At 63.7% G+C, this 26,202-nt stretch carries 21 protein-coding genes; 15 read left to right on the top strand and 6 right to left on the bottom strand.

The annotated features are described in order from the left end of the window. The first annotated feature begins 392 nt into the window (after positions 1-392). The 3 genes from BW992_RS22230 to BW992_RS22220 are packed head-to-tail and all read left to right on the top strand — an operon-like array spanning position 393 to position 3,547. A complete protein-coding gene (locus tag BW992_RS22230) occupies positions 393-1,802 on the top strand; it encodes a circularly permuted type 2 ATP-grasp protein (RefSeq protein ID WP_072390903.1) in 1,410 nt (469 codons plus the stop codon). 3 nt (positions 1,803-1,805) lie between these two features. Next, positions 1,806-2,756 (top strand): alpha-E domain-containing protein, encoded by a 951-nt coding sequence (locus BW992_RS22225; RefSeq protein ID WP_072390906.1) that lies wholly within the window; start codon positions 1,806-1,808, stop codon positions 2,754-2,756. Next, entirely contained in the window at positions 2,753-3,547 is a 795-nt protein-coding gene (locus BW992_RS22220) for a transglutaminase family protein (protein ID WP_072390909.1), read from the top strand. The genes BW992_RS22225 and BW992_RS22220 overlap by 4 nt, the downstream gene beginning before the upstream one ends. 180 nt (positions 3,548-3,727) lie before the next feature. Here the strand turns inward: BW992_RS22220 and narL are convergent, their stop codons facing one another. Both narL and BW992_RS22210 read right to left on the bottom strand, forming a co-directional pair. Beyond that, positions 3,728-4,375: a two-component system response regulator NarL gene (gene narL / locus BW992_RS22215; protein WP_072390912.1), complete on the bottom strand. Its 648-nt coding sequence runs from the start codon at positions 4,373-4,375 to the stop codon at positions 3,728-3,730. After that, positions 4,372-6,171 carry a HAMP domain-containing protein gene (locus BW992_RS22210; protein ID WP_072390915.1) on the bottom strand — a complete coding sequence of 600 codons (1,800 nt, stop codon included), beginning with the start codon at positions 6,169-6,171 and terminating at the stop codon, positions 4,372-4,374. Before BW992_RS22210 ends, narL begins: the two co-directional genes overlap by 4 nt. A 304-nt stretch (positions 6,172-6,475) precedes the next feature. On the opposite strand from BW992_RS22210, the gene BW992_RS22205 reads away from it, so the two are divergent. The 12 genes from BW992_RS22205 to BW992_RS22150 all read left to right on the top strand — a co-directional run bounded on the left by BW992_RS22205 (position 6,476) and on the right by BW992_RS22150 (position 22,907). Further along, complete coding sequence (locus BW992_RS22205; RefSeq protein ID WP_372239196.1) at positions 6,476-7,777, top strand: MFS transporter; 1,302 nt, start codon at positions 6,476-6,478, stop codon at positions 7,775-7,777. Beyond that, positions 7,755-9,152 (top strand): NarK family nitrate/nitrite MFS transporter, encoded by a 1,398-nt coding sequence (locus BW992_RS22200; protein ID WP_076407115.1) that lies wholly within the window; start codon positions 7,755-7,757, stop codon positions 9,150-9,152. Before BW992_RS22205 ends, BW992_RS22200 begins: the two co-directional genes overlap by 23 nt. Positions 9,153-9,216: 64 nt before the next feature. Then, on the top strand, positions 9,217-12,990 hold the full coding sequence (locus tag BW992_RS22195; RefSeq protein WP_076407114.1) for a nitrate reductase subunit alpha: 3,774 nt from the start codon (positions 9,217-9,219) through the stop codon (positions 12,988-12,990). A gap of 1 nt (position 12,991) precedes the next feature. Continuing rightward, positions 12,992-14,530, top strand: a complete 1,539-nt coding sequence (narH, locus tag BW992_RS22190) for a nitrate reductase subunit beta (protein ID WP_072390927.1) — start codon at positions 12,992-12,994, stop codon at positions 14,528-14,530. A 2-nt stretch (positions 14,531-14,532) separates the two neighbouring features. Further along, positions 14,533-15,288 (top strand): nitrate reductase molybdenum cofactor assembly chaperone, encoded by a 756-nt coding sequence (gene narJ, locus BW992_RS22185; protein ID WP_072390930.1) that lies wholly within the window; start codon positions 14,533-14,535, stop codon positions 15,286-15,288. Beyond that, positions 15,281-15,961, top strand: coding sequence for a respiratory nitrate reductase subunit gamma (gene narI / locus BW992_RS22180; protein WP_072390933.1), 681 nt, complete (start codon positions 15,281-15,283; stop codon positions 15,959-15,961). The genes narJ and narI overlap by 8 nt, the downstream gene beginning before the upstream one ends. A gap of 10 nt (positions 15,962-15,971) precedes the next feature. Beyond that, complete coding sequence (locus BW992_RS22175; RefSeq protein WP_072390936.1) at positions 15,972-16,925, top strand: peptidylprolyl isomerase; 954 nt, start codon at positions 15,972-15,974, stop codon at positions 16,923-16,925. A 25-nt stretch (positions 16,926-16,950) separates the two neighbouring features. Further along, positions 16,951-17,943, top strand: a complete 993-nt coding sequence (gene moaA, locus BW992_RS22170) for a GTP 3',8-cyclase MoaA (RefSeq protein WP_076407113.1) — start codon at positions 16,951-16,953, stop codon at positions 17,941-17,943. Positions 17,944-18,284: 341 nt separating this feature from the next. Next, on the top strand, positions 18,285-20,300 hold the full coding sequence (locus tag BW992_RS22165; protein ID WP_072459238.1) for a ribonucleoside triphosphate reductase: 2,016 nt from the start codon (positions 18,285-18,287) through the stop codon (positions 20,298-20,300). A gap of 31 nt (positions 20,301-20,331) precedes the next feature. Beyond that, on the top strand, positions 20,332-20,493 hold the full coding sequence (gene nrdD / locus BW992_RS22160; protein ID WP_072390945.1) for an anaerobic ribonucleoside-triphosphate reductase: 162 nt from the start codon (positions 20,332-20,334) through the stop codon (positions 20,491-20,493). Beyond that, complete coding sequence (locus BW992_RS22155; RefSeq protein ID WP_072390948.1) at positions 20,490-21,185, top strand: anaerobic ribonucleoside-triphosphate reductase activating protein; 696 nt, start codon at positions 20,490-20,492, stop codon at positions 21,183-21,185. Before nrdD ends, BW992_RS22155 begins: the two co-directional genes overlap by 4 nt. A gap of 102 nt (positions 21,186-21,287) precedes the next feature. Further along, positions 21,288-22,907: a methyl-accepting chemotaxis protein gene (locus tag BW992_RS22150; RefSeq protein WP_072390951.1), complete on the top strand. Its 1,620-nt coding sequence runs from the start codon at positions 21,288-21,290 to the stop codon at positions 22,905-22,907. A 142-nt stretch (positions 22,908-23,049) separates the two neighbouring features. Here BW992_RS22150 and BW992_RS22145 read toward each other — a convergent pair whose 3' ends face one another. The 4 genes from BW992_RS22145 to BW992_RS22130 are packed head-to-tail and all read right to left on the bottom strand — an operon-like array spanning position 23,050 to position 26,176. Then, positions 23,050-24,417 carry a 4Fe-4S binding protein gene (locus BW992_RS22145; protein WP_076407376.1) on the bottom strand — a complete coding sequence of 456 codons (1,368 nt, stop codon included), beginning with the start codon at positions 24,415-24,417 and terminating at the stop codon, positions 23,050-23,052. Beyond that, complete coding sequence (locus BW992_RS22140; protein WP_072390954.1) at positions 24,405-25,259, bottom strand: FTR1 family iron permease; 855 nt, start codon at positions 25,257-25,259, stop codon at positions 24,405-24,407. The genes BW992_RS22145 and BW992_RS22140 overlap by 13 nt, the downstream gene beginning before the upstream one ends. Before the next feature lie 21 nt (positions 25,260-25,280). Further along, a complete protein-coding gene (locus BW992_RS22135; protein WP_072390957.1) occupies positions 25,281-25,643 on the bottom strand; it encodes a cupredoxin domain-containing protein in 363 nt (120 codons plus the stop codon). A gap of 2 nt (positions 25,644-25,645) precedes the next feature. Beyond that, positions 25,646-26,176, bottom strand: a complete 531-nt coding sequence (locus BW992_RS22130; RefSeq protein WP_072390960.1) for an iron transporter — start codon at positions 26,174-26,176, stop codon at positions 25,646-25,648. Positions 26,177-26,202: the final 26 nt, after the last annotated feature.

The following is a 26,202-nucleotide window of genomic DNA, read 5'->3' as shown; positions in this document are numbered from 1 at the left end:
CAGGCGCCGTGCAGGGCTTTGCAGCCTTATCAGGTGCTTTTCGCCGCTCAAACGAATAAAAATTTCACGGTTACGCCATTTTGCGCCGGTTTTTCCAGCGAAAGCGCCTAACCTCGAGCTTGGGCACAGCCTTTGCTACGGCTTGAGTCAGTGGCCACCGAACCGGGGGCTTCCATGGAACAGACACCCACAGAACAGAGGAGAGGGGCACTACGCAGAGTTGAAGGGGGCGCACGTCTTCCAGACGCAAAGGCCAGATCAGCGACCGACATCCATGAGGTGCTCATAGAACCAGGGCTCATCAAACAAGGCTCACCCAAACAGGCAAGGCCGCACTATTGGAATGACGCAGTGATAAGAAATGCCGTGTAGAACGCGGCTGGGAGTTGGCTATGCCCCGAGCTTTTTTCAATGAAATGTATGACGCCAAGGGTGACTGCCGCCCGCATTACCAAGCCTTCGCACGCTGGTTGGCGGACACGCCGACCGAGCTGCTCGAGCAACGCCGGCGCGAAGCCGACCTGCTGTTCCATCGCGCCGGGATCACCTTCACGCTGTATGGGGACGAGCAGGGTACCGAGCGGTTGATACCGTTCGACATCATTCCGCGCAGCATCAAGGCCAGTGAATGGCAGACGGTCGAGCGCGGCTGCATCCAGCGGGTCCAGGCCCTGAACATGTTCCTGGCCGACATCTATCACGACCAGCGCATTCTCAAGGAGGGCATCATCCCGGCCGAGCAGGTGCTGGCCAACGAGGGTTACCAGATCGCGATGCAGGGCCTGAACCTGCACCGGGGCATCTATGCCCATATCGCCGGTGTCGACCTGGTGCGTGACGGCGATGGCAGCTACTACGTGCTGGAAGACAACCTGCGCACCCCCAGCGGCGTGAGCTACATGCTCGAAGACCGCAAGATGATGATGCGCCTGTTCCCCGAACTGTTCGCGGCCCAGCGCGTGGCCCCCATCGATCATTACCCGAACCTGCTGCTCGACACCCTCAAGAGCTCCAGCCCGCTGGACAACCCCACCGCCGTGGTCCTGACCCCCGGCCGTTTCAACAGTGCCTATTTCGAACACGCGTTCCTGGCCCGGGAAATGGGGGTCGAACTGGTGGAAGGGGCCGACCTGTTCGTGCGCGACGACCATGTCTACATGCGCACCACGGCAGGTCCCCAACAGGTGGACGTGATTTACCGTCGTCTCGACGATGCGTTCCTCGATCCGCTGTCGTTCAACCCCGACTCCATGCTGGGCGTGCCCGGGCTGATCGCCGTGTACCGCGCCGGCAATGTGGTGCTGGCGAATGCCGTCGGCACCGGCGTGGCCGACGACAAGTCGATCTACCCCTACGTGGACGAGATGATCCGCTTCTACCTCACCGAAGAACCCATCCTCAAGAACGTGCCCACCTGGCAGTGCCGCAAGCCCCAGGACCTGTCCCATGTGCTGGCCAACCTGCCCGACCTGGTGGTCAAGGAAACCCAGGGCTCCGGCGGCTACGGCATGCTGGTGGGGCCGGCGGCGACCGCGGCGCAGATCGAAGACTTCCGCGCCCGCCTCAAGGCCCGGCCGCAAGACTACATCGCCCAACCGACCCTGAGCCTGTCCACGTGCCCGACCTTTGTCGAGAACGGCATCGCCCCGCGTCATATCGACCTGCGTCCGTTCGTGCTGTCGGGCAAGGAGACGCGCCTGGTGCCCGGGGGGCTGACCCGCGTGGCGCTTCGCGAGGGCTCGCTGGTGGTGAACTCGTCCCAGGGTGGCGGTACCAAGGACACCTGGGTAGTGGAGGATTAAGACATGCTTTCAAGAACCGCTTCGGACCTCTACTGGATGTCCCGCTACCTGGAGCGCGCCGAGAACCTGGCGCGCATGCTGGAGGTCAGCTACTCGCTGTCGCTGATGCCCCAGGCCGGGCGTAGCGACGGGCACGCCGAGCTGGCGATGTCATTGCTGGCCGCCGGTACGCTGGACGACTACAACGCTCGTTATGGGGCGCTCGACAGCGAACACATGCTGCATTTCTTCGCCCTGGACGACACCAACCCCGGCAGCATCTACAGCTGCCTGCGGGCGGCGCGGACCAATGCCCACGCCGTGCGCGGACGCATCACCGCCGACATGTGGGAAAACATCAACGCCACCTGGCTGGAAATGCGCAACATCGCCGGCAATGGCCTGGGACGCTACGGCATCAGTCATTTCTGCGAATGGGTCAAGGAACGCTCGCACCTGTTCCGTGGGGCGACGTCGGGCACCATCATGCGCAACGATGCCTACTGTTTCATTCGCCTGGGCACCTTCATCGAGCGGGCGGACAACACCCTGCGGTTGCTGGACGCCCGCTACGAAATGTATGGCGAGGAGTCGGAGGAGGTCAGCGACAAATCGGCGCGCGGCTACTACCAGTGGAGCGCGTTGCTGCGGGCCCTGTCTTCCTTCGAGGCGTTCAACGAGATCTACCGCAATGCGCCGAATGCCGAGCAGGTCTCGGAAATGTTGCTGCTGCGCGCCGATGTACCGCGCTCGTTGCTCGCCTGCATCGAGGAACTCGACCACATCCTGGCCAGCCTGCCGGGCAACAATGGGCGCCCGGCCCAGCGCCTGGCCGCGGAGCTGCACGCACGCCTGCGTTATTCCGGGATCGACGAGATCCTGGCCTCGGGCCTGCATCTGTGGCTGACCGACCTTATCGACCAGATCCGCCACCTGGGCCAGACCGTCCACGAATCCTATCTGGAGGTCGTATGAAACTTTCCATACGCCATGACACCACCTACCGCTACACCGACGAGGTGTGCACCAGCATCCAGTTCCTGCGCCTGACGCCCAAGGACAGCCAGCGCCAGCGCATCCTGCAATGGCACCTGGAGTTGCCGCGCCTGGTGCGCAGCCAGCTCGACCCGTACGGCAACATCCTGCATGTGATGACCATGGACGAGCCCCACGGCGCCTTGGTGCTCACGGCCTACGGTGAGGTGCAGATCCACCAGGCGGTGGAGGTGGAGCCGGATGACCAGTCGCCATTGCCGTTCCTGCGTACCAGCCGTCTCACCCAGGCGGACGACGCCCTCGGTGCCTTCGCCGAGGAACAATGCGCGGGCCGACGCGATCGTGCCGCCTTGACCGCCCTGATGGACGGCCTGGTGGCCCGCATGCCCTACAGTCCGGGTACGACCGCGGTCAACAGCACGGCCGCCGAGGCGTTTGCCGGCGGCTCGGGTGTCTGCCAGGACCATACCCACGCCTTTCTGGCGTGCGCCCGCAGCCTGGGGATTCCGGCACGGTATGTCTCGGGCTACCTGTGCACCGAGGATGAAAGTCACCTGGCGAGCCACGCCTGGGCCGAAGCCTGGCTGGGCGATGGCTGGTACAGCTTCGATGTGACCAACCGCCTGACCCGCCCGGACCGGCACCTGAAGCTGGCGGTCGGCCTGGACTACCTCGATGCCTGCCCGGTGCGGGGCATGCGTCGCGGAGGCGGGGCGGAGCAGATGCAGGCCCGGGTGCAGGTGAGCTCCATGGTCCAGGTCCAACATTAAGTGCTGTTCGAAAAGCCCTGATACTCGGTGATGCGGCGTCGAAAACCGCCTCGGAATGCTCGTTTACGCCAGTGAATCCAGCTTCCCAGGCGGTTTTTGCCTGGCCTGACCTTTGTCTCCGAGGACTTTTCAAATGGCGGCTGGGGAGCCGGGCGGGGAGACCTGCCCGGGCATTGCAGCCTAACCGACCCCGCGCAGGTGCTCCATGGCCCATACGGCGGCCTCGACCCGCGAGCGCAGGCCGAGCTTGTGCAAGAGGTTCTTGACGTGGACCTTCACCGTGCCTTCGGTGATGCCCAGCTTGTGGCCGATGACCTTGTTGCTGTAGCCGGCCGCGATGGTCTTGAGCACCTGGCGTTCGCGCTCGGTCAGGTCCACGTCGGCCTGGCGGGGCGGGGAGCGCAGGGCCTGGGCCATGACACGAGTCAGCCCGGGACTGATCACCAGGGCGCCCTTGAGCGCATCGCGGATGTACTGCACCAGCAGCTCGGGCTCCATGTCCTTGAGCAGGTAGCCGTTGGCGTCCAGGCGCAGGGCATCGCGGATGTCGTCCTCGGCATCGGACACGGTGAACAGCAACACCTTGCCGCTGTAGTTCATGGCGCGCAGCCGACGCAGGGTTTCGATGCCGTTCATCTGCGGCATGTTGTTGTCCAGCAGCACCAGGTCGGGCTTGAGCGGTTCGATCAAACACAGGGCTTCTTCGCCATGGCTGGCTTCGCCGACGATCTGCAGGTCGTCTTCGAGTTCGAGCATCTGGCGAATCCCGCGACGCATCATCGGATGGTCGTCGACCAGTAGCAGGGTGTGGCGCAGGGGGGCGTTCATGTGACGGTGCCTTCGGTGTGTTGGCCCAGGAATTCCGGCTGGAAGCACACCTGGATACGGGTGCCCTGGGGTGTCCGGGAGAGGATCTGCAGCTGGCCGCGCAGGCTGCGGGCCCGTTCGTTCATGATGTTCAGGCCATGGTGTTCGCGCTGGTCCACTTCGCCGCTGAAACCACGGCCATCGTCTTCGACCGACAATTGCACCGTCTCGCCTTCCTGGCGCAACTGCAGCCAGGCATTCTCGGCGTGTGCGTGGCGCAGGCAGTTGGACAAGGCTTCACGGGTGATCTGCAGGATATGGATCTGTTCGCTGGCCGACAGCTCGAAAGCCAGTGTGTCGATGAACAGATGGACCTGGAAGTCCCCGCGGCTGGAGAACTCCGCGGCGGTGTCCTTGAGCTCTTCCACCAGGCCGTCGTCGTGGATCTGCAGGCGAAACGTGGTCAGCAGTTCCCGTAGCTGGCGATAGGCGTTGTTGAGTCCTTCGCGCAGCTCGCCGGTCACCGCTTCCAGGGTTTGCACCGGTTCGCCACGACGCATCAGGGTCTGCATGCGGCTGACCTGCAGTTTCATGTACGACAGGGCCTGGGCCAGGGAGTCATGCAGCTCCCGGGCAATGATGGTGCGTTCGTCCAGCAGCAACAGGCGATGGTCCTGCTCGCGCTGGCGCTTGAGGGACAGTGACGTGCCGATCACGTTGGCCAGGGCCTGGATCAGTTCGGTCTCCCAGGGTTGCGCCGTATGGCCGTCGACGAAATGCGCCTTGAGCTCGCCCAGTTCGTTGCCCTGGTTGCTGATGCTGAAGGTCTGTGGCCGGGCACCATGATGCTTCTGACAGGTGGCACAGTCACTGCTGGCACAGACCTCGCGGTTGTTGGCGCCATGAATCGCCAGCAGTTGCCGCGCGGGGGCCTGCAGTTGCCCTTGCAGGCAGAGCGACAGGCGCAGGCCCGGCAGCCGCTGCTGGAAACGACCGATCAGCTCATCCAGGCCCTGGGCATTGGCCTGGCGCGTGGCGAGGCTGCGGCTGCTCTGGTACAGCAGTTCCAGGGCGGCATTGGCGTGTTGCAGGTTCAGGGTTTTCTGGCGGACCTGTTCTTCCAGGGTCCGGTGGGACTGCTCGATGGTTTCGGCCATGGTGTTGAAGCTGGTCGCCAGTTGGCCCAGTTCATCCTCGGACTGGTGATTGACCCGGACCTGGAATTCACCACGGCGAAAACGCTGGGTCGCCTCCACCAGTTCCTGCAACGGCGTGACCACGCTGTATTGCAGTTCGTACAAGCCGATCAGCAGGATGATCATGGTGCTGAACAGCGCCATGCCCTGGATCGTCTGTTGCCAGCCCTGTTTGTGCTCGCTCTGGCGTTGCAGCAGGGTGACGAACTGGTCCAGCTGCGCGACGAAGGAATCCGCGCTGGCCTGCAAGAGCGCCGAGTCGCCGCGCTCGACGGCGGGGCGCAGGGTCTCGTCCCAGCGTTGCAGAAGGTCACGATAGCTCTGGTTCAGGGCAGTTGTCGGGCCGTCCTCCAGCACGGCGCGAAGGGAAGGGCTATTGAGGCGTTGCTGCAGGCTGTCGACGATGGCCGGGATGGCGGCGGTGTCGCCCGCCGCCAGTTTCCAGCTCAGGTGGTAGGTCTCCATGCGCACCGAGCCGGCGGTGTTGATCGCTGCCGCATCGCCCTGGCTGAACCAGGCGATCAATCCGGCGCTCAGGGAACTGGCCAGGGCAAGGATGGCAATCAGGATGACTGCTACCGCGGCGCGCGCGGGCAGGGAGCTGCGCAGCCAGCCCATCATTGCGGCTGGCCCTGGCGCAACAGCGGTAAAACGAGCATAGGGTGCCTCGGATCGAGGGTGTTGCAGCCGATCCCGGGCGCACTACCTCTAAAGAGTTGTTGGCCGTTCCGTTTCCATAAAAGCTTCGGCCAATTCGTTCAAGCTATTGATAAACAAAGGGTTCTATCAATTTCAGGGACTACCTCCTTGGAGGTAGGTGGGCCAAGCATAGGCCCATACCCCCGGGAGGCTCTTTGACTCACGTCAAGTTTTTGCGGGGTAGGCATCACTAGTCTGCGCTCATCGAACTGATGGGAGCATCGTGATGCGAGCGCAAGTGCAACAAGGGTTGGTACTGGGGATGAGTACCCTGGCCTTCACCGTGTGCTTCATGGTCTGGATGATGTTCGCGGTGCTCGGCGTTCCCATCAAGGAAATGCTGGCCCTCAACGAAACCCAGTTTGGCCTGCTGGCCGCCACGCCGGTACTGACCGGTTCGCTGGTGCGCCTGCCCCTGGGGCTGCTCACCGACCGTTTCGGCGGGCGCATCGTGTTCTTCCTGCTGATGCTGTCCTGCGTACTGCCGTTGTACCTGATCACCCTGGCCACGGCCTTCTGGCAGTTCCTGGTCCTGGGGCTGTTCGTCGGCCTGGCCGGCGGTTCGTTTTCGGTGGGCATCGCCTACGTCGCCAAGTGGTTCGACAAACAGAACCAGGGCTTTGCCATGGGCGTCTTCGGTGCCGGCAACGCCGGTGCGGCGGTGACCAAGTTCCTTGCGCCGGCCTTGATCGCCCTGGGCTCCTGGCACCTGGTGCCGAAGGTGTTCAGCGCGATCCTGTTCCTCACCGCGCTGTCGTTCTGGTTCCTCACCGCCGAGAAAAAAGAGCACCGCAGCGCCAACGGCGCCAGCCTGCGCGAACAGCTCAAGGCCCTGAAAGAGCCGGCCGTGTGGCGCTACTGCCAGTACTACTCGATCGTGTTCGGCGGCTATGTGGCCCTGGCGCTGTGGATGACCAAATACTACGTGCAGGAATACGGTTTCAGCCTGCAGAGCGCGGCGCTGCTGGCGGCGTGCTTTTCGCTGCCCGGTGGTGTGCTGCGCGCCGTCGGTGGCTGGATGTCCGACCGTTGGGGTGCCCAGAGCGTGACCTGGTGGGTGTTGTGGGTCAGCTGGATCTGTCTGTTCCTGCTGTCCTATCCCCAGACCCAGCTGCAAGTGCAGACCGTCAACGGCATCGTCGACTTCCACATCGGCCTCAACGCCACCCTGTTCACCGTGCTGCTGTTCGTGATGGGCATCGCCTTCGCGTTCGGCAAGGCCTCGGTCTTCAAGTACATCGCCAACGACTACCCGAAAAACATGGGCGCGGTGTCCGGCATCGTCGGCCTGGCCGGCGGCCTGGGCGGCTTCGTGCTGCCGATCATGTTCGGCGCCCTGGTGGACCTCACCGGCGTGCGCTCGTCCTGCTTCATGTTGCTGTACGGCGTGGTCTGGGTCTCCCTCATCTGGATGTACTTCAGCGAAATGCGCAAGCGCCCGCTGCTGGGCAAGCGTCAGCCCGCCAGCCACCCCCCGTTTTCCAGCATTGCCCAAGGAGAAGAACATGTCCGTTCTGCAAACGCCTGACAAAGGCCCGGTCATCCATGACTGGCGCCCCGAAGACCCCGCCTTCTGGGGCAGCAGTGGCAAACAGACCGCACGGCGCAACCTGTGGATCTCGATCCCGGCGCTGCTGCTGGCCTTCGCCGTGTGGATGGTCTGGAGCACGGTGATCGTGCGCCTGAACGCCATCGGCTTCAGTTTCAGCACCGACCAGCTGTTCTGGCTGGCGGCGCTGCCGGGGCTGTCCGGTGCCACCTTGCGCATCTTCTATTCGTTCATGGTGCCGATCTTCGGCGGTCGGCGCTGGACCGCCCTGAGCACTGCATCGCTGCTGGTGCCGGCGCTGTGGATGGGCTTCGCGGTACAGGATCCGGGCACGCCCTACAGCGTCTTCGTGCTGATCGCATTGCTCTGCGGTTTTGGCGGCGGCAACTTCGCCTCCAGCATGTCCAACATCAGCTTCTTCTATCCCAAGTCCCAGCAGGGCACCGCCCTGGGCCTGAACGCCGGGCTGGGCAACCTGGGCGTCTCGGTGATGCAGTTCTGCGTGCAGCTGGTGATCTCCTTCGGGGTGTTCGGCTTCATGGGCGGCCAGCCCCAGGTATTGGCTGACGGCAGCTCGCTGTGGCTGCAGAACGCCGGTTTCATCTGGGTGCCGTTCATCCTGGCCGTGACCCTGATTGCCTGGTTCGGCATGAACGATTTGTCCAGCGCCCGGGCCTCGTTCAGCGAACAAGCGGTGATCTTCAAGCGCAAGCACAACTGGCTGATGTGCTGGCTGTACCTGGCGACCTTCGGCTCGTTCATTGGCTTCTCCGCCGCGTTCCCGCTGCTGATCAAGACTTCGTTCCCGGAAGTCATCGCCCTGAAATTCGCCTTCCTCGGCCCCCTGGTGGGCGCCCTGGTGCGGCCGCTGGGTGGTTGGCTGGCGGACAAGCTCGGCGGTGCGAAGGTCACCCTGTGGAACTTCGTGCTGATGATCGCGATGGTGTTCGGCGTCATGCACTTTCTGCCCCAAGGTGGCCAGGGCGGCAACTTCTACGGCTTCCTGGGCCTGTTCATGTTGCTGTTCATCACCACTGGCGTGGGCAACGGTTCCACGTTCCGCATGATCCCGGTGATCTTCCGCACCCTGCATGAAAAAGCCGCCCTGGGGAAAAAGCCCGAGGTGCGCGAGCAAGCGCTCAAGAACGCCGGCAAGGAGTCGGCCGCGGTGCTGGGCTTCAGCTCGGCCATGGGCGCCTTCGGTGCGTTCTTCATTCCTAAATCATTCGGCACTTCGATGGCCCTGACGGGCGGTCCGGAGATGGCCTTCTACATGTTCGTCGGCTTCTACCTGAGCTGCATCGTGGTGACCTGGTGGTGGTATGCCCGCAAGGGCGCCGCGACACCTTGCTAAGCCGAACCTAAACCTGCCTGGGCGGGGCGCAGACCCCGCGGAGCAAGCCTGAGAGGAAGACACTGTGAGTCATTTACTGGATCAACTGCGGTTCTTCAACCGCAAGCAAGGCGAGTTTTCCGACGGTCACGGCGAGACCCGCAAGGAGTCCCGCGACTGGGAAAACGTCTACCGTTCCCGCTGGCAGTACGACAAGATCGTGCGTTCGACCCATGGAGTGAACTGCACCGGCTCGTGCTCGTGGAAAATCTACGTCAAGAACGGCCTGATCACCTGGGAAACCCAGCAGACCGACTACCCGCGCACCCGCAACGACCTGCCCAACCACGAACCTCGCGGTTGCCCTCGCGGCGCGAGCTACAGCTGGTACATCTACAGCGCCAACCGGCTCAAGTACCCGAAGATCCGCAAGCCGTTGCTCAAGCTGTGGCGCGAAGCCCGGCAGACCCTGCCGCCGGTGGAGGCCTGGGCCAGCATCGTCGAGGACAAGGCCAAGGCCGACGCCTATAAAAGCAAGCGCGGCATGGGCGGCTTCATCCGCTCCAACTGGGAAGAAGTCAACGAGATCATCGCCGCCGCCAACGTCTACACCGTCAAGACCCATGGCCCTGACCGGGTGGTGGGTTTCTCGCCGATCCCGGCCATGTCCATGGTCAGCTACGCCGCCGGCTCGCGCTATCTTTCGCTGATCGGTGGCGTGTGCCTGAGCTTCTATGACTGGTATTGCGACCTGCCGCCCGCTTCGCCGATGGTCTGGGGCGAGCAGACCGACGTGCCGGAATCGGCCGACTGGTACAACTCCAACTACATCATCGCCTGGGGCTCCAACGTCCCGCAGACCCGTACCCCTGATGCCCACTTCTTCACCGAGGTGCGCTACAAGGGCACCAAGACCGTGGCGATCACCCCGGACTACTCGGAAGTCGCCAAGCTCACCGACCTGTGGCTCAACCCCAAGCAGGGCACCGACGCCGCCCTGGCCCAGGCCTTCAACCATGTGATCTTCAAAGAATTCCACCTGGACAAGCCCAGCGCCTATTTCACCGAATACGCCAAGCGCTACACCGACCTGCCGGTGCTGGTGATGCTCAAGCCGATGCTCGGCGCGGCACCAGGCGCGGGCTACCAGCCGGACCGTTTCCTGCGGGCCAGCGACCTGACCGACAACCTCGGCCAGGACAACAACCCGCAATGGAAAACCATCGCCCTGGATACCAACGGCGAGCTGGTTTCCCCCCAGGGTTCCATCGGCTATCGCTGGGGCGAGAAGGGCAAGTGGAACATCCTGCCCCGTGAAGGCGGCGAGGGGCGTGAAATCGACCTCAAGCTGAGCCTGATCGGCGGTGACGTCGCCGAGGTGGCGTTCCCGTACTTCGCCGGCGAAGCCCAGGAGTACTTCCAGCACGTGGCCGGTGATGCGGTGCAGTTCCGTAGGGTGCCGGTGCACAGCGTGGTGCTGGCCGATGGCAGCGTGGCGAAAGTCGCCACTGTATTCGACCTGTCGGCGGCCAACCTGGCCATCGACCGTGGCCTGGGGGGCGCCAACGTCGCCAAGGACTACGACGACGCCTCGGTACCCGGTACGCCAGCCTGGCAGGAGCAGATCACTGGTGTGAGCCGCGAGAAGGCGATCCAGATCGCCCGCGAGTTCGCCGACAACGCCGACAAGACCCGTGGCCGCTCGATGATCATCGTCGGGGCGGCGATGAACCACTGGTACCACATGGACATGAACTACCGCGGGCTGATCAACATGCTCATGCTCTGCGGTTGCATCGGCCAGACCGGCGGCGGCTGGGCCCACTACGTCGGCCAGGAAAAGCTGCGTCCGCAATGCGGCTGGCTGCCCCTGGCCTTCGGCCTGGACTGGAACCGTCCGCCCCGGCAGATGAACGGCACCAGCTTCTTCTATGGCCATAGCTCGCAATGGCGCCACGAGAAGATGAGCATGCACGACGTGCTTTCGCCCCTGGCCGACAAGTCGCAGTTCCCCGAGCACGCCCTGGACTACAACATCCGCGCCGAACGGGCCGGCTGGTTGCCCAGCGCGCCGCAACTCAACACCAACCCGCTGCACATCTGCCGCGATGCCGCCGCCGCGGGCCTGGAACCCAAGGATTATGTGGTCAAGTCGCTGCAGGACGGCTCCCTGCGCTTTGCCTGCGAGCAACCGGACAGCCCGGTGAACTTCCCGCGCAACATGTTCATCTGGCGGTCCAACCTGCTGGGCTCCTCGGGCAAGGGCCACGAGTACATGCTCAAGTACCTGCTGGGCACCAAGAACGGCGTGATGAACGAAGACATCGGCCAGGTCGGTGACTGCAAGCCCACTGAAGCCGAATGGGTCGACGAGGGTGCCATTGGCAAGCTCGACCTGGTGACCACCCTGGACTTCCGCATGTCCTCGACCTGCGTGTATTCCGACATCGTCTTGCCGACCGCTACCTGGTACGAAAAAGACGACATGAACACCTCGGACATGCACCCGTTCATCCACCCGCTGTCCGCCGCCATCGATCCGGCCTGGGAATCGCGCTCGGACTGGGAAATCTACAAGGGCATCGCCAAAGCGTTTTCCGCCATGGCCGTCGGACACCTGGGCGTGGAAAAAGACCTGGTGACCGTACCGTTGATGCACGACAGCGTTGGCGAACTGGCCCAGCCATTTGGCGGGACCGACTGGAAAAGCGCCGGTGTGGCGCCGGTACCGGGCAAGAACGCACCGAACCTGCAAGTGGTGGAGCGCGACTACCCCAACATCTACAAGCAATTCACCTCCCTGGGCCCGATGCTGGAAAAACTCGGCAACGGCGGCAAGGGCATCAACTGGAACACCGACGCCGAGGTGAAGTTCCTCGGCGAGCTCAATCATCATGAAGTGGACGCCGGTATCAGCCAAGGGCGGCCGAAGATCGACAGCGCCATCGACGCCGCCGAAGTGATCCTGTCCCTGGCTCCGGAAACCAACGGCCATGTGGCGGTGAAAGCCTGGGCGGCGCTGTCGGAATTCACCGGCATCGACCACAGCCACCTGGCCGTCTCCAAGGAGCATGAGGCCATTCGCTTCCGCGACATCCAGGCCCAGCCGCGCAAGATCATTTCCAGCCCGACCTGGTCCGGCCTGGAAGACGACCATGTGAGCTACAACGCCGGCTACACCAACGTCCACGAGTCGATTCCATGGCGCACCATCACCGGTCGCCAGCAGTTCTACCAGGATCACCCCTGGATGCAGGCGTTCGGCGAGCAGCTGATGAGCTATCGGCCTCCGGTCAACACCCGCACCATCGCCGGCGTGAAGGGCAAGCGCGGCAATGGCGAGACCGAGATCGTCCTGAACTGGATCACCCCGCACCAGAAATGGGGCATCCACAGCACCTACAGCGACAACCTGCTGATGCTGACCTTGAGCCGTGGCGGGCCGATTGTCTGGCTTTCGGAAATCGACGCCAGGCGCGCCGGCATCGAGGACAACGACTGGATCGAATGCTTCAACGCCAACGGCGCGCTGACCGCCCGGGCGGTGGTCAGCCAGCGGGTCAAGGAGGGCATGGTGATGATGTACCACGCCCAGGAACGGATCGTGAACGTGCCAGGTTCCGAAACCACCAAGACCCGTGGTGGCCACCACAACTCGGTGACCCGCGTGGTGCTCAAGCCCACCCACATGATCGGTGGCTACGCCCAGCAGGCCTATGGCTTCAACTATTACGGCACGGTCGGTTGCAACCGCGACGAATTCGTCGTGGTGCGCAAGATGGCCAAGGTCGATTGGCTCGACGGTTCCAGTGGCGATGATCTGCCGCGTCCACTGCCAACCGATATCGAGGAGAACTGAGATGAAGATTCGCTCACAAATCGGCATGGTCCTGAACCTGGACAAATGCATCGGCTGTCACACTTGCTCCATCACCTGCAAGAACGTCTGGACCAGCCGCGAAGGGATGGAATACGCCTGGTTCAACAACGTCGAGTCCAAGCCGGGCATCGGCTACCCAAAGGAATGGGAGAACCAGGACAAGTGGAAGGGCGGCTGGGTCCGCAACGCCGACGGTTCGATCAACCCGCGCATCGGCGGCAAGTTCCGTGTGCTGGCGAACATCTTCGCCAACCCGGACCTGCCCAGCCTGGACGATTACTACGAGCCGTTCGATTTCGACTACCAGCACCTGCACACCGCGCCACTGGGCGAACATCAACCCACCGCACGGCCGCGTTCGGTGGTGTCCGGCAAGCGCATGGAAAAGATCGAGTGGGGCCCGAACTGGGAGGAGATCCTCGGTACCGAATTCGCCAAGCGGCGCAAGGACAAGAACTTCGACAAGGTCCAGGCGGACATCTACGGCGAGTACGAAAACACCTTCATGATGTACTTGCCGCGCCTGTGCGAGCACTGCCTGAACCCGGCGTGCGCGGCATCCTGCCCGAGCGGGGCGATCTACAAGCGCGAGGAAGACGGCATCGTCCTGATCGACCAGGAGAAGTGCCGCGGCTGGCGCATGTGCATCAGCGGCTGCCCTTACAAGAAGATCTACTTCAACTGGAAGAGCGGCAAGTCGGAGAAATGCATCTTCTGCTACCCGCGCATCGAGGCGGGGATGCCGACGGTGTGCGCCGAAACCTGCGTCGGCCGGATCCGTTACCTCGGCGTGCTGCTGTACGACGCCGACCGCATCAGCGAAGTGGCAAGCACCGCCGATGAGAAGGACCTGTACGAGAAGCAACTGGAGATTTTCCTCGACCCCAACGACCCGGCGGTGATCCGCCAGGCCCTGGCCGATGGTGTGCCGCAGTCGGTGATCGACTCGGCCCAGCGTTCGCCGGTCTACAAGATGGCCGTGGACTGGAAGCTCGCGCTCCCGCTGCACCCGGAATACCGCACCTTGCCGATGGTCTGGTACGTGCCGCCACTGTCGCCGATCCAGAACGCTGCGGCCGCCGGTACCGTGGGCATGAACGGGGTGATCCCGGACGTCGACAGCCTGCGCATCCCATTGCGTTACCTGGCCAACATGCTCACCGCCGGTGACGAAAAGCCGGTCAGGCATGCCCTCAAGCGCCTGCTGGCAATGCGCGCCTACAAGCGTTCCCAGCAGGTCGATGGCGTACAGGACCTGCAAGTGCTGGCCGACGTCGGCCTGAGCGTGAACCAGGTGGAGGAGATGTACCGCTACCTGGCCATCGCCAACTACGAGGATCGTTTCGTCGTGCCCAGCGCCCACCGCGAAGACGCCATGAGCGACGCATTCGCCGAGCGCTCCGGTTGCGGCTTCAGCTTCGGCAGCGGTTGCAGCGGCAGTTCCGACACCAACATGTTCGGCGGCAAGAAGGCCAACCGCCGGGATGTGATCAAGACCGTGCAGTTGTGGGAGGAATGAACATGCGCATTCTCAAGGTGATTTCGCTGCTCCTCGACTACCCGACCGAAACCCTGGTGGCCGCCCGTGACGAACTCGAACAGGCGATTCTCCAGGCCCGGGAAATCAGTCCCGCCCAGCGTGCCGGGCTGTTCGAGCTGCTGGAGCTGATCTGCAGCCAGGATCTGATGGACGGCCAGGAACACTACGGGGCGCTGTTCGGTCGCGGCCGTTCGCTGTCGCTGCTGTTGTTCGAACATGTCCACGGTGAGTCCCGCGACCGCGGCCAGGCCATGGTGGACATGATGGCCCAGTACGAAGAAGCCGGCTTCGCCATCGGCGTCAAGGAGCTGCCCGACTACATCCCCCTGTACCTGGAGTTTCTGTCCACCCGCGAAGACATCGAGGCCCGTGAAGGGTTGGCGGACGTGGCGCACTTGCTGGCCTTGCTGGCGGCGCGCCTGGACGAGCGGGAAAGCGCCTACGCCAGCTGTTTCCGGGCCCTGTTGCAGATTGCCGGGGCCGAACCCCAGACGGCGGTCGCCGGGCTGGCAGAGCAGGTGAAAGCCGAGCCACGGGACGACTCCCTCGAAGCCCTGGACAGGGTCTGGGAAGAAGAGGTGGTGGATTTCATGAAGGCCGAGCAGCAGGAGCGTTGCAGTTCGCTGCCGAGCGCGCCGGGCAAGATCCGGGAAGAAGGTCCGGTGCCGTTGCACTGGGTGGATTTTCAGCATGAAGGGCGGGCCGCAGCGCCAGCCGGGGAGGTGGGCAATGTCTAAATGGGATCTGTTGCTGTTCGGGGTCTATCCCTATGTGGCCCTGGCGGTCTGCCTGATCGGCAGTTGGGCACGGTTCGACCTGTCCCAGTACACCTGGAAGGCCGGCTCCAGCCAGATGCTGAGCAACCGCGGCATGCGCGTGGCGAGCAACCTGTTCCACATTGGCGTGCTGTTCGTGCTGGCCGGCCACTTCGTTGGTCTGCTGACGCCCTCGGCGATCTACCACCATGTGTTGAGCACCGAGAACAAGCAGTTGCTGGCGATGGTTTCCGGCGGTTTCTTCGGCGTGCTGGGGCTGATCGGCCTGCTGATGCTGCTCAACCGCCGCTTGACCGACCCGCGCGTGCGTGCCACGTCCAACACTTCGGACATCCTGGTGTTGGTGGTGCTGCTGGTGCAACTGGTATTGGGCTTGATGACCATCGTGGCGTCCACTGCCCATATGGACGGCTCGGTGATGGTGATGCTGGCCGACTGGGCCCAGAACACCGTGCTGCTGCGTCCGGTGGAGGCGGCCACCGCCATGGCACCGGTGGGCCTGGTCTACAAGCTCCATGTGCTGTTGGGCCTGACCCTGTTCGTGCTGTTTCCGTTCACCCGTCTGGTCCACATCGTCAGTGCGCCGGTCTGGTACCTGGGACGTCGTTATCAAATCGTTCGGCAGAAGTTCTGAGGAGAAGATCATGGCCAGTGGATGCGGATGTGGCGGTGGTAGCGGTAGCGGTGGTTGCGGCTCCTCGGCAAAAGTGCCGCCGGTGGTCGATGTGGACCCCGTCGGGGCGGCGCAGTTCGAGCCGGCCCAGGCTGGGCCGGTGGCGGTAGATGAAGCGCCGCAGTTGATTGCCAGCAGTGAACAGCAATGGCCGATCATCAGCGTCAACGGGGTGTCCATCACCCCGCAGGCGATGGCCCAGGAGCTGCAATATCACCCGGCTGACAGTCGCGAGGAGGCGGTCTACCAGGCGGCACGGGCCCTGGTGATTCGCCAATTGCTCCAGCAGCGCATCGCCGAGCTGGGCCTGGCGTTGCAGGTCGCTGCCGGTGAAAACGAAGAAGAGGCAGCCACGCGGCTGTTGCTCGAACGTGAGGTGCAGGTGCCGCAATGTGACGAGGCCACCTGCCGGCATTACTACGAAAGCAACCGGGCGCGTTTCCACAGCGCGCCGTTGCTGGCGGTGCGACACATCCTGCTCGAATGCGCGCCGGATGACGCCGAGGCCCGCAGCCTGGCCCATGCCCAGGCCGAGTTGCTGCTCCAGCGGCTGGACCAGTTTCCCGGCAGCTTCGCCGAGTTGGCGCTGAAGTATTCGGCGTGCCCGTCCAAGGAGCAGGGCGGGTCGTTGGGGCAGATCAGCAAGGGCCAGACCGTGCCCGAGTTGGAGCGTCAGTTGTTCACGCTGCCGGCGGGCCTGGCGGGCAAGCCGCTGGAAAGTCGCTATGGCTGGCACGTGATCAGCATCGACCAGCGCATCGAAGGCCAGCCGCTGCCTTACGAAGCCGTGGCGACCGCCATCCGCACCCAGCTGGAGCAGGGCGTGTGGCAAAAGGCGCTGGTGCAGTACCTGCAGACCCTGGTCGGTGCGGCGGACATCCGTGGCATCCATCTCCAGGGCGCCGACTCGCCGTTGGTGCAGTGAACACCGGGCCAACCAGGGGGTATCCATGAACGCCGTGTTGCAGGACGGATTTGGGCGCCAGATCGATTATCTGCGGATGTCGGTGACCGATCGTTGTGATTTTCGCTGTGTGTACTGCATGGCGAAAAACATGACCTTCCTGCCGCGCCAGCAGGTACTGACGCTGGAAGAGATACATCGGCTGGCGCGCTTGTTCGTCGGGCTGGGGGTGAAGAAGATCCGCCTGACCGGCGGCGAGCCGCTGATCCGTCCCGGCATCGTCGGCTTGTGTCGCGACATCGCGGCACTGCCCGGCCTGCGGGAGTTGGTGATGACCAGCAATGGCTCGCAACTGGCGCGACTGGCCCGGCCGTTGGTGGAGGCCGGAGTCAAGCGCCTGAACATCAGCCTCGACAGCCTCGACGGTGAGCGTTTTCGGGCGATCACCCGTAACGGCAACCTCGATCAAGTGCTGGCAGGGATTGAAGCGGCGAAGGTCGGCGGGTTTGAGCGGATCAAGCTCAACTGCGTGGTCATGAAAGGCCGCAACTTCGATGAAGTCCCGGCGTTGGCGCAGTACGCCATCGACCAACACATCGATATCAGCTTCATCGAAGAAATGCCGTTGGGGGAGGTCGGGCGTTCCCGGGGCGAGTCGTTCTGTTCCAGCGATGAGGTCCGGGCCGAGATCGCTCGCCATCACCGGCTGCTGGACAGCACCGAAAACAGCGGCGGCCCGGCGCGTTATGTGCGTTTGGAACAGCATCCGGACACCCGGATCGGTTTCATTTCCCCCAACACCCACAACTTCTGCGCCAGTTGCAACCGGGTGCGCATGACCGTCGAAGGGCGCTTGCTGTTGTGTCTGGGACAGGAAAACTCCCTGGACCTGCGCGGCTTGCTGCGCCGGTATCCGCTGGACGACCAACCGGTCATCCAGGCGGTGCGACAGGCGTTGCGCGGCAAGCCATTGCGGCATGACTTCGACCCCGGTGCAGAAGTGCAGATCGTACGGTTCATGAACATGACTGGAGGCTAAGGGCCTGCACAAACCCCGTGGCGCGGGAGCTTGCTCCCGCTGGGAGGGCGCAGCAGGCCTGTTCTTGGTCTCACGGTCGTACCCCGATCCAATTGTGGGAGCGAGCTTGCTCGCGATGACGGCGGCCCATTGAACATCGATCTCAACTGACCCACCGCTATCGCGAGCAAGCGCGCTCCCACAGGGATAAGGGGGCTGCCAAAATGACCTTTCAAGCCTGATGGATAGTCGCCCCGGATTCTTGATATCGATCAATTGCAACTCGATCGTTTGGCCGTAATCTCCACTGCATATTGTGTTTTTATAAAGAAAAAATCCTATATGTAGTGTCTGGAGCCAAAATGCAAAGTATGTTGATCGCTGTGGGCTGTAACCGCTTGCACAAGCGCGATGGCAGCGTGGTTGCCTTTGACGCGGACAAGATCCGCCAGGCGCTGATCGCCGCCGGCAAGGCCACGGGCGAATATGCCGAGGCCGAGGCCGAGGGGCTGCTGCAGGCGGTGCTGGCCCGGTTGGAAGGACAGACACGGTTGAACGTCGAGCAGATCCAGGACCGTGTCGAACGCGTTCTGATGGACGCCGGGTATTTCCTGTCCATGCGCGCCTACATCGTCTATCGCGAACAACACGGACGCCTGCGTCGGGATCGTCGCACCCTGGTGGAAGTCGCCACCTCGATGAACGAATACCTGGACCGCGAGGACTGGCGTGTGCAGGCCAACGCCAACCAGGGTTACTCCCTCGGCGGGCTGATCCTCAACGTATCGGGCAAGGTCACCGCCAACTACTGGCTCGACGAGGTCTACAGCCAGGCCATCGGCGAGGCCCACCGCGAGGCCGACCTGCATATCCACGACCTGGACATGCTCGCCGGCTACTGTGCCGGCTGGTCCTTGCGCACGTTGTTGCATGAAGGCCTCAACGGTGTGCCGGGACGGGTCGAGGCCGGGCCTCCCAGGCATCTGAGCAGTGCCCTGGGGCAGATGGTGAATTTCCTCGGGACCTTGCAGAACGAATGGGCCGGGGCCCAGGCCTTCAGTTCCTTCGACACGTACCTGGCGCCTTATGTGCGCAAGGACAGGCTCGGCTACGACGAGGTCCGCCAGGCGTTGCAAGAGTTCATCTACAACCTCAACGTCCCGTCGCGCTGGGGCACACAGACGCCGTTCACCAACCTCACGTTCGACTGGGTCTGCCCGCAGGACCTGCGCGAGCAGATCCCGGTGATCGGCGGTGAGGAAATGCCGTTCGCCTATGGCGACCTGCAACAGGAAATGGACCTGCTCAACCGGGCCTACATCGAAGTGATGCAGGCCGGCGACGCGAAAGGACGGGTGTTCACTTTCCCGATTCCCACCTACAACATCACCCATGACTTCCCGTGGGATAGCGAGAACGCCGACCGACTGTTCGAAATGACCGCCCGCTACGGCTTGCCGTATTTCCAGAACTTCCTCAATTCGGACATGCAACCCAACCAGGTGCGGTCGATGTGCTGCCGCCTGCAACTGGATGTGCGCGAACTGCTCAAGCGCGGCGGCGGCCTGTTCGGCTCGGCGGAGCAGACCGGTTCCCTTGGCGTGGTGACGATCAATTGCGCGCGCCTGGGCTACCTCTACAAGGGCAACACCAGTGCGTTGCTGCAACGCCTCGATACCTTGATGGAACTGGCCAAGGAGAGCCTGGAGGTCAAGCGCAAGGTCATCCAGCATCACATGGATGCCGGTTTGTATCCCTACACCAAGCGCTACCTGGGCACCTTGCGCAATCATTTCTCCACCATCGGGGTGAATGGCCTGCACGAAATGCTGCGCAACTTCACCGATGACCAGCAGGGCCTGCACACCGAGCAGGGCCGGGTTTTCGCGCTCAGGCTGCTGGATCACGTACGGGCCACGCTGCTGCGTTTCCAGGAGGAAACCGGCCACCTCTACAACCTGGAGGCCACGCCCGCCGAAGGCACCACCTACCGTTTCGCCAAGGAAGACCTCAAGCGCTACCCCGGCATCCTGCAGGCCGGCAGTCCGGTCGCGCCTTACTACACCAACTCCTCGCAACTGCCGGTGGGCTTCACCGACGATCCGTTCGAAGCCCTGGAGCTGCAGGACGAACTGCAATGCAAGTACACCGGCGGCACCGTGCTGCACCTGTACATGGCCGAACAGATTTCTTCCGCCCAGGCCTGCAAGCAACTGGTGCGCAAGGCCCTGGGGCGATTCCGGCTGCCGTACCTGACCGTCACGCCGACGTTCTCCATCTGCCCGGTGCACGGCTACCTGGCGGGCGAACACGAGTTCTGCCCCAAATGCGACGAGGCCTTGCTGCTGCAACAACAGCGCCAGGGCAGCGTTCACTGATCCGATCCATCGACCGCAAGGAGCTACATCCATGACTGCATCACAGACCGTTCCACAGGCACAGCGCCAACGCTGCGAAGTCTGGACCCGAGTGATGGGCTATCACCGCCCGGTGGCGGCGTTCAACCCAGGCAAACAGTCCGAGCACCGCGAGCGGGTGCACTTCACCGAAAGCGCGGCCGGGCGTCCATGAGTCGAGTGCTGCGGGTCGGGGGCATGGTGCCCCTGACCACCCTCGACTATCCGGGCCAACTGGCTTGCGTCCTGTTCTGCCAGGGGTGTGCCTGGCGTTGTCGCTATTGCCATAACCCGCAACTGATCCCCCCGCGCGGCAGCGAGGAGGTGGACTGGTGCCGGGTACTGGCATTCCTGCAGCGTCGCCAGGACCTGCTCGATGCCGTGGTCTTCAGCGGTGGCGAGCCGACTCTGCAGGACGGCCTGGCCCTGGCCATGGAAGAAGTGCGGCAGATGGGGTTTCGCGTCGGCCTGCACAGCGCCGGTATCAAGCCGGCGGCTTTCGCCAAGGTGGTGGGCCTGGCCGACTGGGTGGGTTTCGACATCAAGGCCCTGCCCGAGGACGCGCTGGATGTCACCCGGGTCGAGGGAAGCGGTGCCGCCAACTGGCGCAGCCTCGACCACTTGCTGGCCAGTGGCGTGGATTACGAATGCCGCACCACCGTGCATTGGCACCTGTTCGATCCCGATCGACTGTTGACCCTGGCCCGGCGCCTGAGCGAGCAGGGCGTCAAGCGTTTCGCCGTGCAACTGGTGCGCACCGCCCGAATGCTCGACCCCCATCTTTCCAGCGTTTCGGCACAAGCCTTGCAGCCCGAGCTGTGGGGAGCCCTTCGCGAGTTGTTCCCCTCGTTCGTGTTGCGCAGTTGACACTGCCACGCTGAGGCTCATCGGCCCGGCCTGACCGGGCATTTTCTCAAGGTTTTCAAATGCGCTGCCGGATGGCAGGTAGTTGAACAGGGAGCATTTGATATGACCAGACTCACCACTGCCCAACGTATCGTCATCGGCTTTGCCATCGCGCCCCTGGCGTTGATCGCCCTGGCGTTCTACGCCTTGCACGACCTGGCGACACTGCGCGACCAGGCCGAGCAGATTGTCCGCCAGGACTGGCCCAGGATCGATCCGATCATGGTGATTGCCACGGGCGTGCGCGATAACGCCCGCAACACCCGGGACCTGTTGATCGACAAGGACAACGCCCAGGTCCAACAGTCCATCGATGCCACCCGGCAACGCATCACCCAGGCCTTTGCCACGCTGGAACCGCTGTTGGTCCAGCCCGAAGGCAAGGCCGCATACGCTGAACTGAAAAAGCGCCGCGAAGCCTACGTGGCGGCGTTCGTCCAGGTGCAGACGCTGATCCGCCAGGGCGCAAGGGACGAGGCGATGACGCAGCTGCGCCAAGGGGTGATCCCGGCGGAGCTGGAGGTGTACAAGAGCCTGGAAGGGCTGATGGCGATGCAGGGCAAGCTGTTCGCCGAGCGCGAGCGCCTGGCCCAGGAACGCTACAGCGATGCACGACGCAACATGCTCGCCCTGGTGCTGATGTGCCTGGCCCTGGTGAGCACTGTCGCGATACTGGTGACGCGCAGCGTGACCCGTCCGCTGGGCGGTGAACCCGATGATGCGGCACGGGTGCTGAACCTCATCGCCCAGGGCGACCTGACGATCCGGGTTCCCGTGGGCGTCGGTGCGAATGACAGCGTGATGAGCAACATGCATGACATGCAGCAGAATCTCAACGCCATGGTCCGCCATATCGCGGCCTCGGTGGACCGGGTGGCCAGCTCGTCCGAAGAGTTGAGTGCCGTCAGCAGCCAGACCAACAGCACCTTGCAATTGCAGGGTATGGAAATCGAACAGGCCGCGGCGGCGGTGAACCAGATGACAGCCGCGGTGGATGAAGTGGCGCGCAATGCGGTGAGCACCAGCGAGGCGTCGCGCCTCTCCGAACAGACCGCCCAGCGCGGGCGCGAGCAGGTCCAGGAAACGGTTGCGTCCATCGGCGTATTGGCCGATGGCGTGATGGATTCCTCCTCTCGCATCCAGCAACTGGCGGGACGGGTCGAGGACATCAGCTCGGTGCTGGACGTGATCCGCAGCATCGCCGAACAGACCAATCTCCTGGCGTTGAACGCCGCCATCGAGGCGGCCCGTGCCGGCGACGCCGGAAGGGGCTTTGCGGTGGTGGCCGACGAGGTCCGGGCGCTGGCCCATCGCACCCAGGATTCGACCCGGGAAATCGAAGACATGATCGGCAACATCCGCCAGGACAGCGGCCAGGCAGTGAGTGCCATGCAGAGCAACAGCGAGCGGGTGCAGAGCGCCCTGCAAGTGGCCCAGCGCTCGGGCGATGCCCTGGATGAAATCGCCCGTTCGATCTCGCAGATCAACGAGCGCAACCTGATGATCGCCAGCGCCACGGAACAGCAGGCGCTGGTGGCCCGGGAGGTAGACCGCAACCTGACGGGGATTCGCAACCTGTCCGAGCAGGTGCTGCTGGGCGCCCGTCACACCGACACGGCCGGTCAGGACCTGGCCCAGATGGCGGGTTCGCTGCATGAAACAGTGGCGCGGTTCAAGGTGTAGCCAGCAGGCGATGCCCAGGGACATCGAGCGATGTCCCTGGTCCCGGAGGACGAGCCAGCTCGCAATGGCGGTGAGTCAGCTTATGGCAAAAGGGGCCGTGCCGATGTCATCGCAAGCAGGTTCGCTTTCACAGGGCGGTGTGTCACCAGCCCCAGAACTGTAACCACCAGCCATAGCCCACCAGCCCGCTGGCCGATACCAGGCAGGCCATGGCGGGCAATCGCTGGAGGGGTGTCGCTGCGCTCTGTTCCAGGCGCCGGTAACCCAGCCAGAGGCTCCAGGCGATCGCCGCCACCAGCAGCCCGGCGCGAGCCGGCTGTACCCACTCGAGCAACAACCCTTCATAGCGCAACAGCTTGACGGTGGTGGCCGACAGGCCGAGGAACAATCCTGCACCGCCAAGGGGCGTCAAGGTGATGGCCAAGGGCCAATATTGGGCGGGATCGCCCACGAATCTCGCCGCCAGGCGCATCAGCAACAGCAATGAGGTGCCCAGCAGCATGGCGCTCGTGCCCAGGTAAGCGAGGATGCAAAACCCGTCGAGCCAACTGAAACTGTCATTGGCCTGGGGGTAATGGGTCAGCAGCCACCAGGGAGCATTGTCCTGCAGCGGCCAGAACAGCTCGTGGGCAACCAACCATTGTGCCAGCGCTTGCTTCAAGGCGATGAACCAGGGGCTGACGGTCCATTGAAAGGCGCCCATGGCCAGGCCGATGACCCCGAACAGCAGCAGGCGCACGTCCCATGCCGAGACGGTGGCCGGCGTCGCCTCCAGGATTTCCTGGCTGCTGGAACGGGCAATCAAGCGCACCGCATCGCGCTGGCCGCTGCAACGACCGCAGGCGTGACAGTCCGCGGCGCCCCGCAGGCGGCGGATATCCAGCAGCGGCGCGCAATTGGGCGGCGGGCGGCGGGGGCCAAAGTTCTCCAGCCAGCGTTGTTCGTCCACAAAAAAATGCACCGGCGCCAGGCGGGCGAGCAGGGCGAAGACGCCGCTGACCGGACACAGGTAACGGCACCAGACCCGCTTGCCTCGGGCGAACAGCAGGCCGACCACCATGGCCGCGACGGTCGAGCCTCCCAGGATCAGCAGTGCCGCCTGGGCGTAGTCATAGACGCTGATCAGTTGGCCATAGATCGTGGTCAGGCAGAACGCCAGGGTGGGCCAGCCGGCCCAGCGCATCCCGCGGGGCACGCCCAAGCCCTTGCCATACCGACTGGCCCATTCGCTCAACGCGCCCTCAGGGCATAACACGCCACACCAGAGCCGACCGAACAGTACGATCGACAGCAAGACGAACGGCCACCAGATTCCCCAGAACAGGAACTGCGCCAGCAGGGTGAGATTGTCGAACAGCCGCGCCTGGCTCGCCGGCAATGGCGCCACGGCGGGCAGCACCAACAGCACGGCATAGAACAGCACCACCCCCCATTGCACGGCGCGAATGGTCGCACCGTGGCGCCGCATGCCATCGCCCAGGCGCTGGAGCCACGGGTTCAGGTCGGGCATGGCAGGCTTCGCGTCTTGCGCGGCCGCAGCCATCCGGCCACCAGCAGCCAGTAGCCCAGCCATACGACCAAGGTCAGCATGCTGGGGCTCGCCCGATAGCCGGCGAAGTCGGCCAGCAGGCCGCCCAGGCCATGGCCGTCGTCGAGTACCGCGCCGGTGTCCCAGAGGGCGTCCCCGATGGCGCGATACACCGGCTCGGGCCAGTCCATGGCGAGCCATTGCCCGGCGATCCGCTCCATGCCGCTGACCAGCAGCGCGGCCCCCAACAGCAGCAGGATCGCTTCGCTGATGGCGAAGAAATGTGGCCACGAGATGAACCGGCGGCTGCCGTGCAGCAGGGTGACGGTCAGCAGTGCCAGCGCCAGGCCGGCTACTGCGCCAATGGCGAACAGGCCCAGTGACGTGCCTTGCAACCTCGCACCGGCGCCGTACAGGAAGACCACGGTTTCACTGCCTTCGCGGCTGACCGCCAGCAGTGCCAGGACCAACAGCCCAAGGCCACCCTGGCGGTCCAGGCGCTCACCGGCGTGGCGTGTCAGGTCCTGCTTGAGTGTCCGGGCGTTTCGGTGCATCCAGCCCACCATCTGCACGATGAGCAGGCTGGCGATCAACGCCAGGGCGGCTTGGAACCACTCGTTCGCGGCACCACTCATGGCCTCGCCGGCGAGCAGGATCAGGCCGGCCAGGAGCGCCGACACCAGCAGGCCCAGCGCGGCTCCGCTCCATACATAGCGCGACAGTCGTCGGGACTGTGGCCGGCGACCGACCCAGGCCAGGAGAATCCCGATGACCAGCAGCGCCTCGACGCTTTCGCGCCAGACAATGAACATCGATTGAGTCATGCAAACGCCTCCTGCTGGCCGTTACCGGGCCAGGATGCCGCCCTCGGGCAGTTGCGGATTGAATTCATCGAAGAACGGATAGTGCCCGGGGCGCAGCGGGTGGATCACGACGAACGTGGTGACGCCCGGCGACAGGACCTTTTCCACCCGCAAGGGCGTGCTCTCGAACTCTGCCGGACCCTGGCCGACGTTCTTGAGCACGATCTTGAAACGTTGTCCGGCGGGCACTTCCAGCAGGGCGGGGGTGAAGTGGCCATCACGAATGCTCAGCTCGTAGGTCGGCAATTGCGCATGGGCCGCCGAAGGCAGTGCCAGGCCGGCCAGCATCAGCCACGCCAGGCGGCGATGGCTGGCGGCGTGGGGCGTGCGGGGTGCACGGTTCATCTTCAATACCCGCCTTTCTTGCCGATGCCGGCATAGACGAATTCGTACTTCAATTCACAACGTTCGAACCACGGCGCCACGCCGGTTTCCTTGTCGGTATGACGGCCCAGGGAGGCATGGCCACCGGGCGGCAGGACGGTGAAGGTCAGTTGATATCTACCGGGGCCGAGCAGTTTCACGTTGTCGCCGTAATGCGGTCCGTCGTTGGCCACCATGGCGTGGAAGTCGCCTTTGAGCTCGGTGTCGTTGCCCTGTTTCTTCAGCTTGAACGAGACGTTGAGGTAAGGCACGAAGCTGCCCTCCTGGAAGCCTTGCTGATTGTCTGCCGTGGCACGGATGTCGGCTTCCAGGTGCACATCGGAATCCGCCGTGGCCCGCATCATGCCGGCGGGGGCCATTTCGATCGGTTGCAGGTACACGGCACCGACCTCGAGTCCTGGGCACAGTTGCGGTTCGCCGATGGGGTATTCCCTGGCCTGGGACAGCGGTGCGATGAACAGCAGGGCGAGAGACAGTGGGGCAAGCGTGCGCATGACGATTTCCTGAACGGCTTGGAGTT

The sequence above is a fragment of the Pseudomonas sp. 7SR1 genome (assembly GCF_900156465.1).
Taxonomy (GTDB): Bacteria; Pseudomonadota; Gammaproteobacteria; order Pseudomonadales; family Pseudomonadaceae; genus Aquipseudomonas.
The sequence above is the reverse complement of the archived record's forward strand: the minus strand, read 5'-3'. Positions and strand labels throughout refer to the sequence as shown.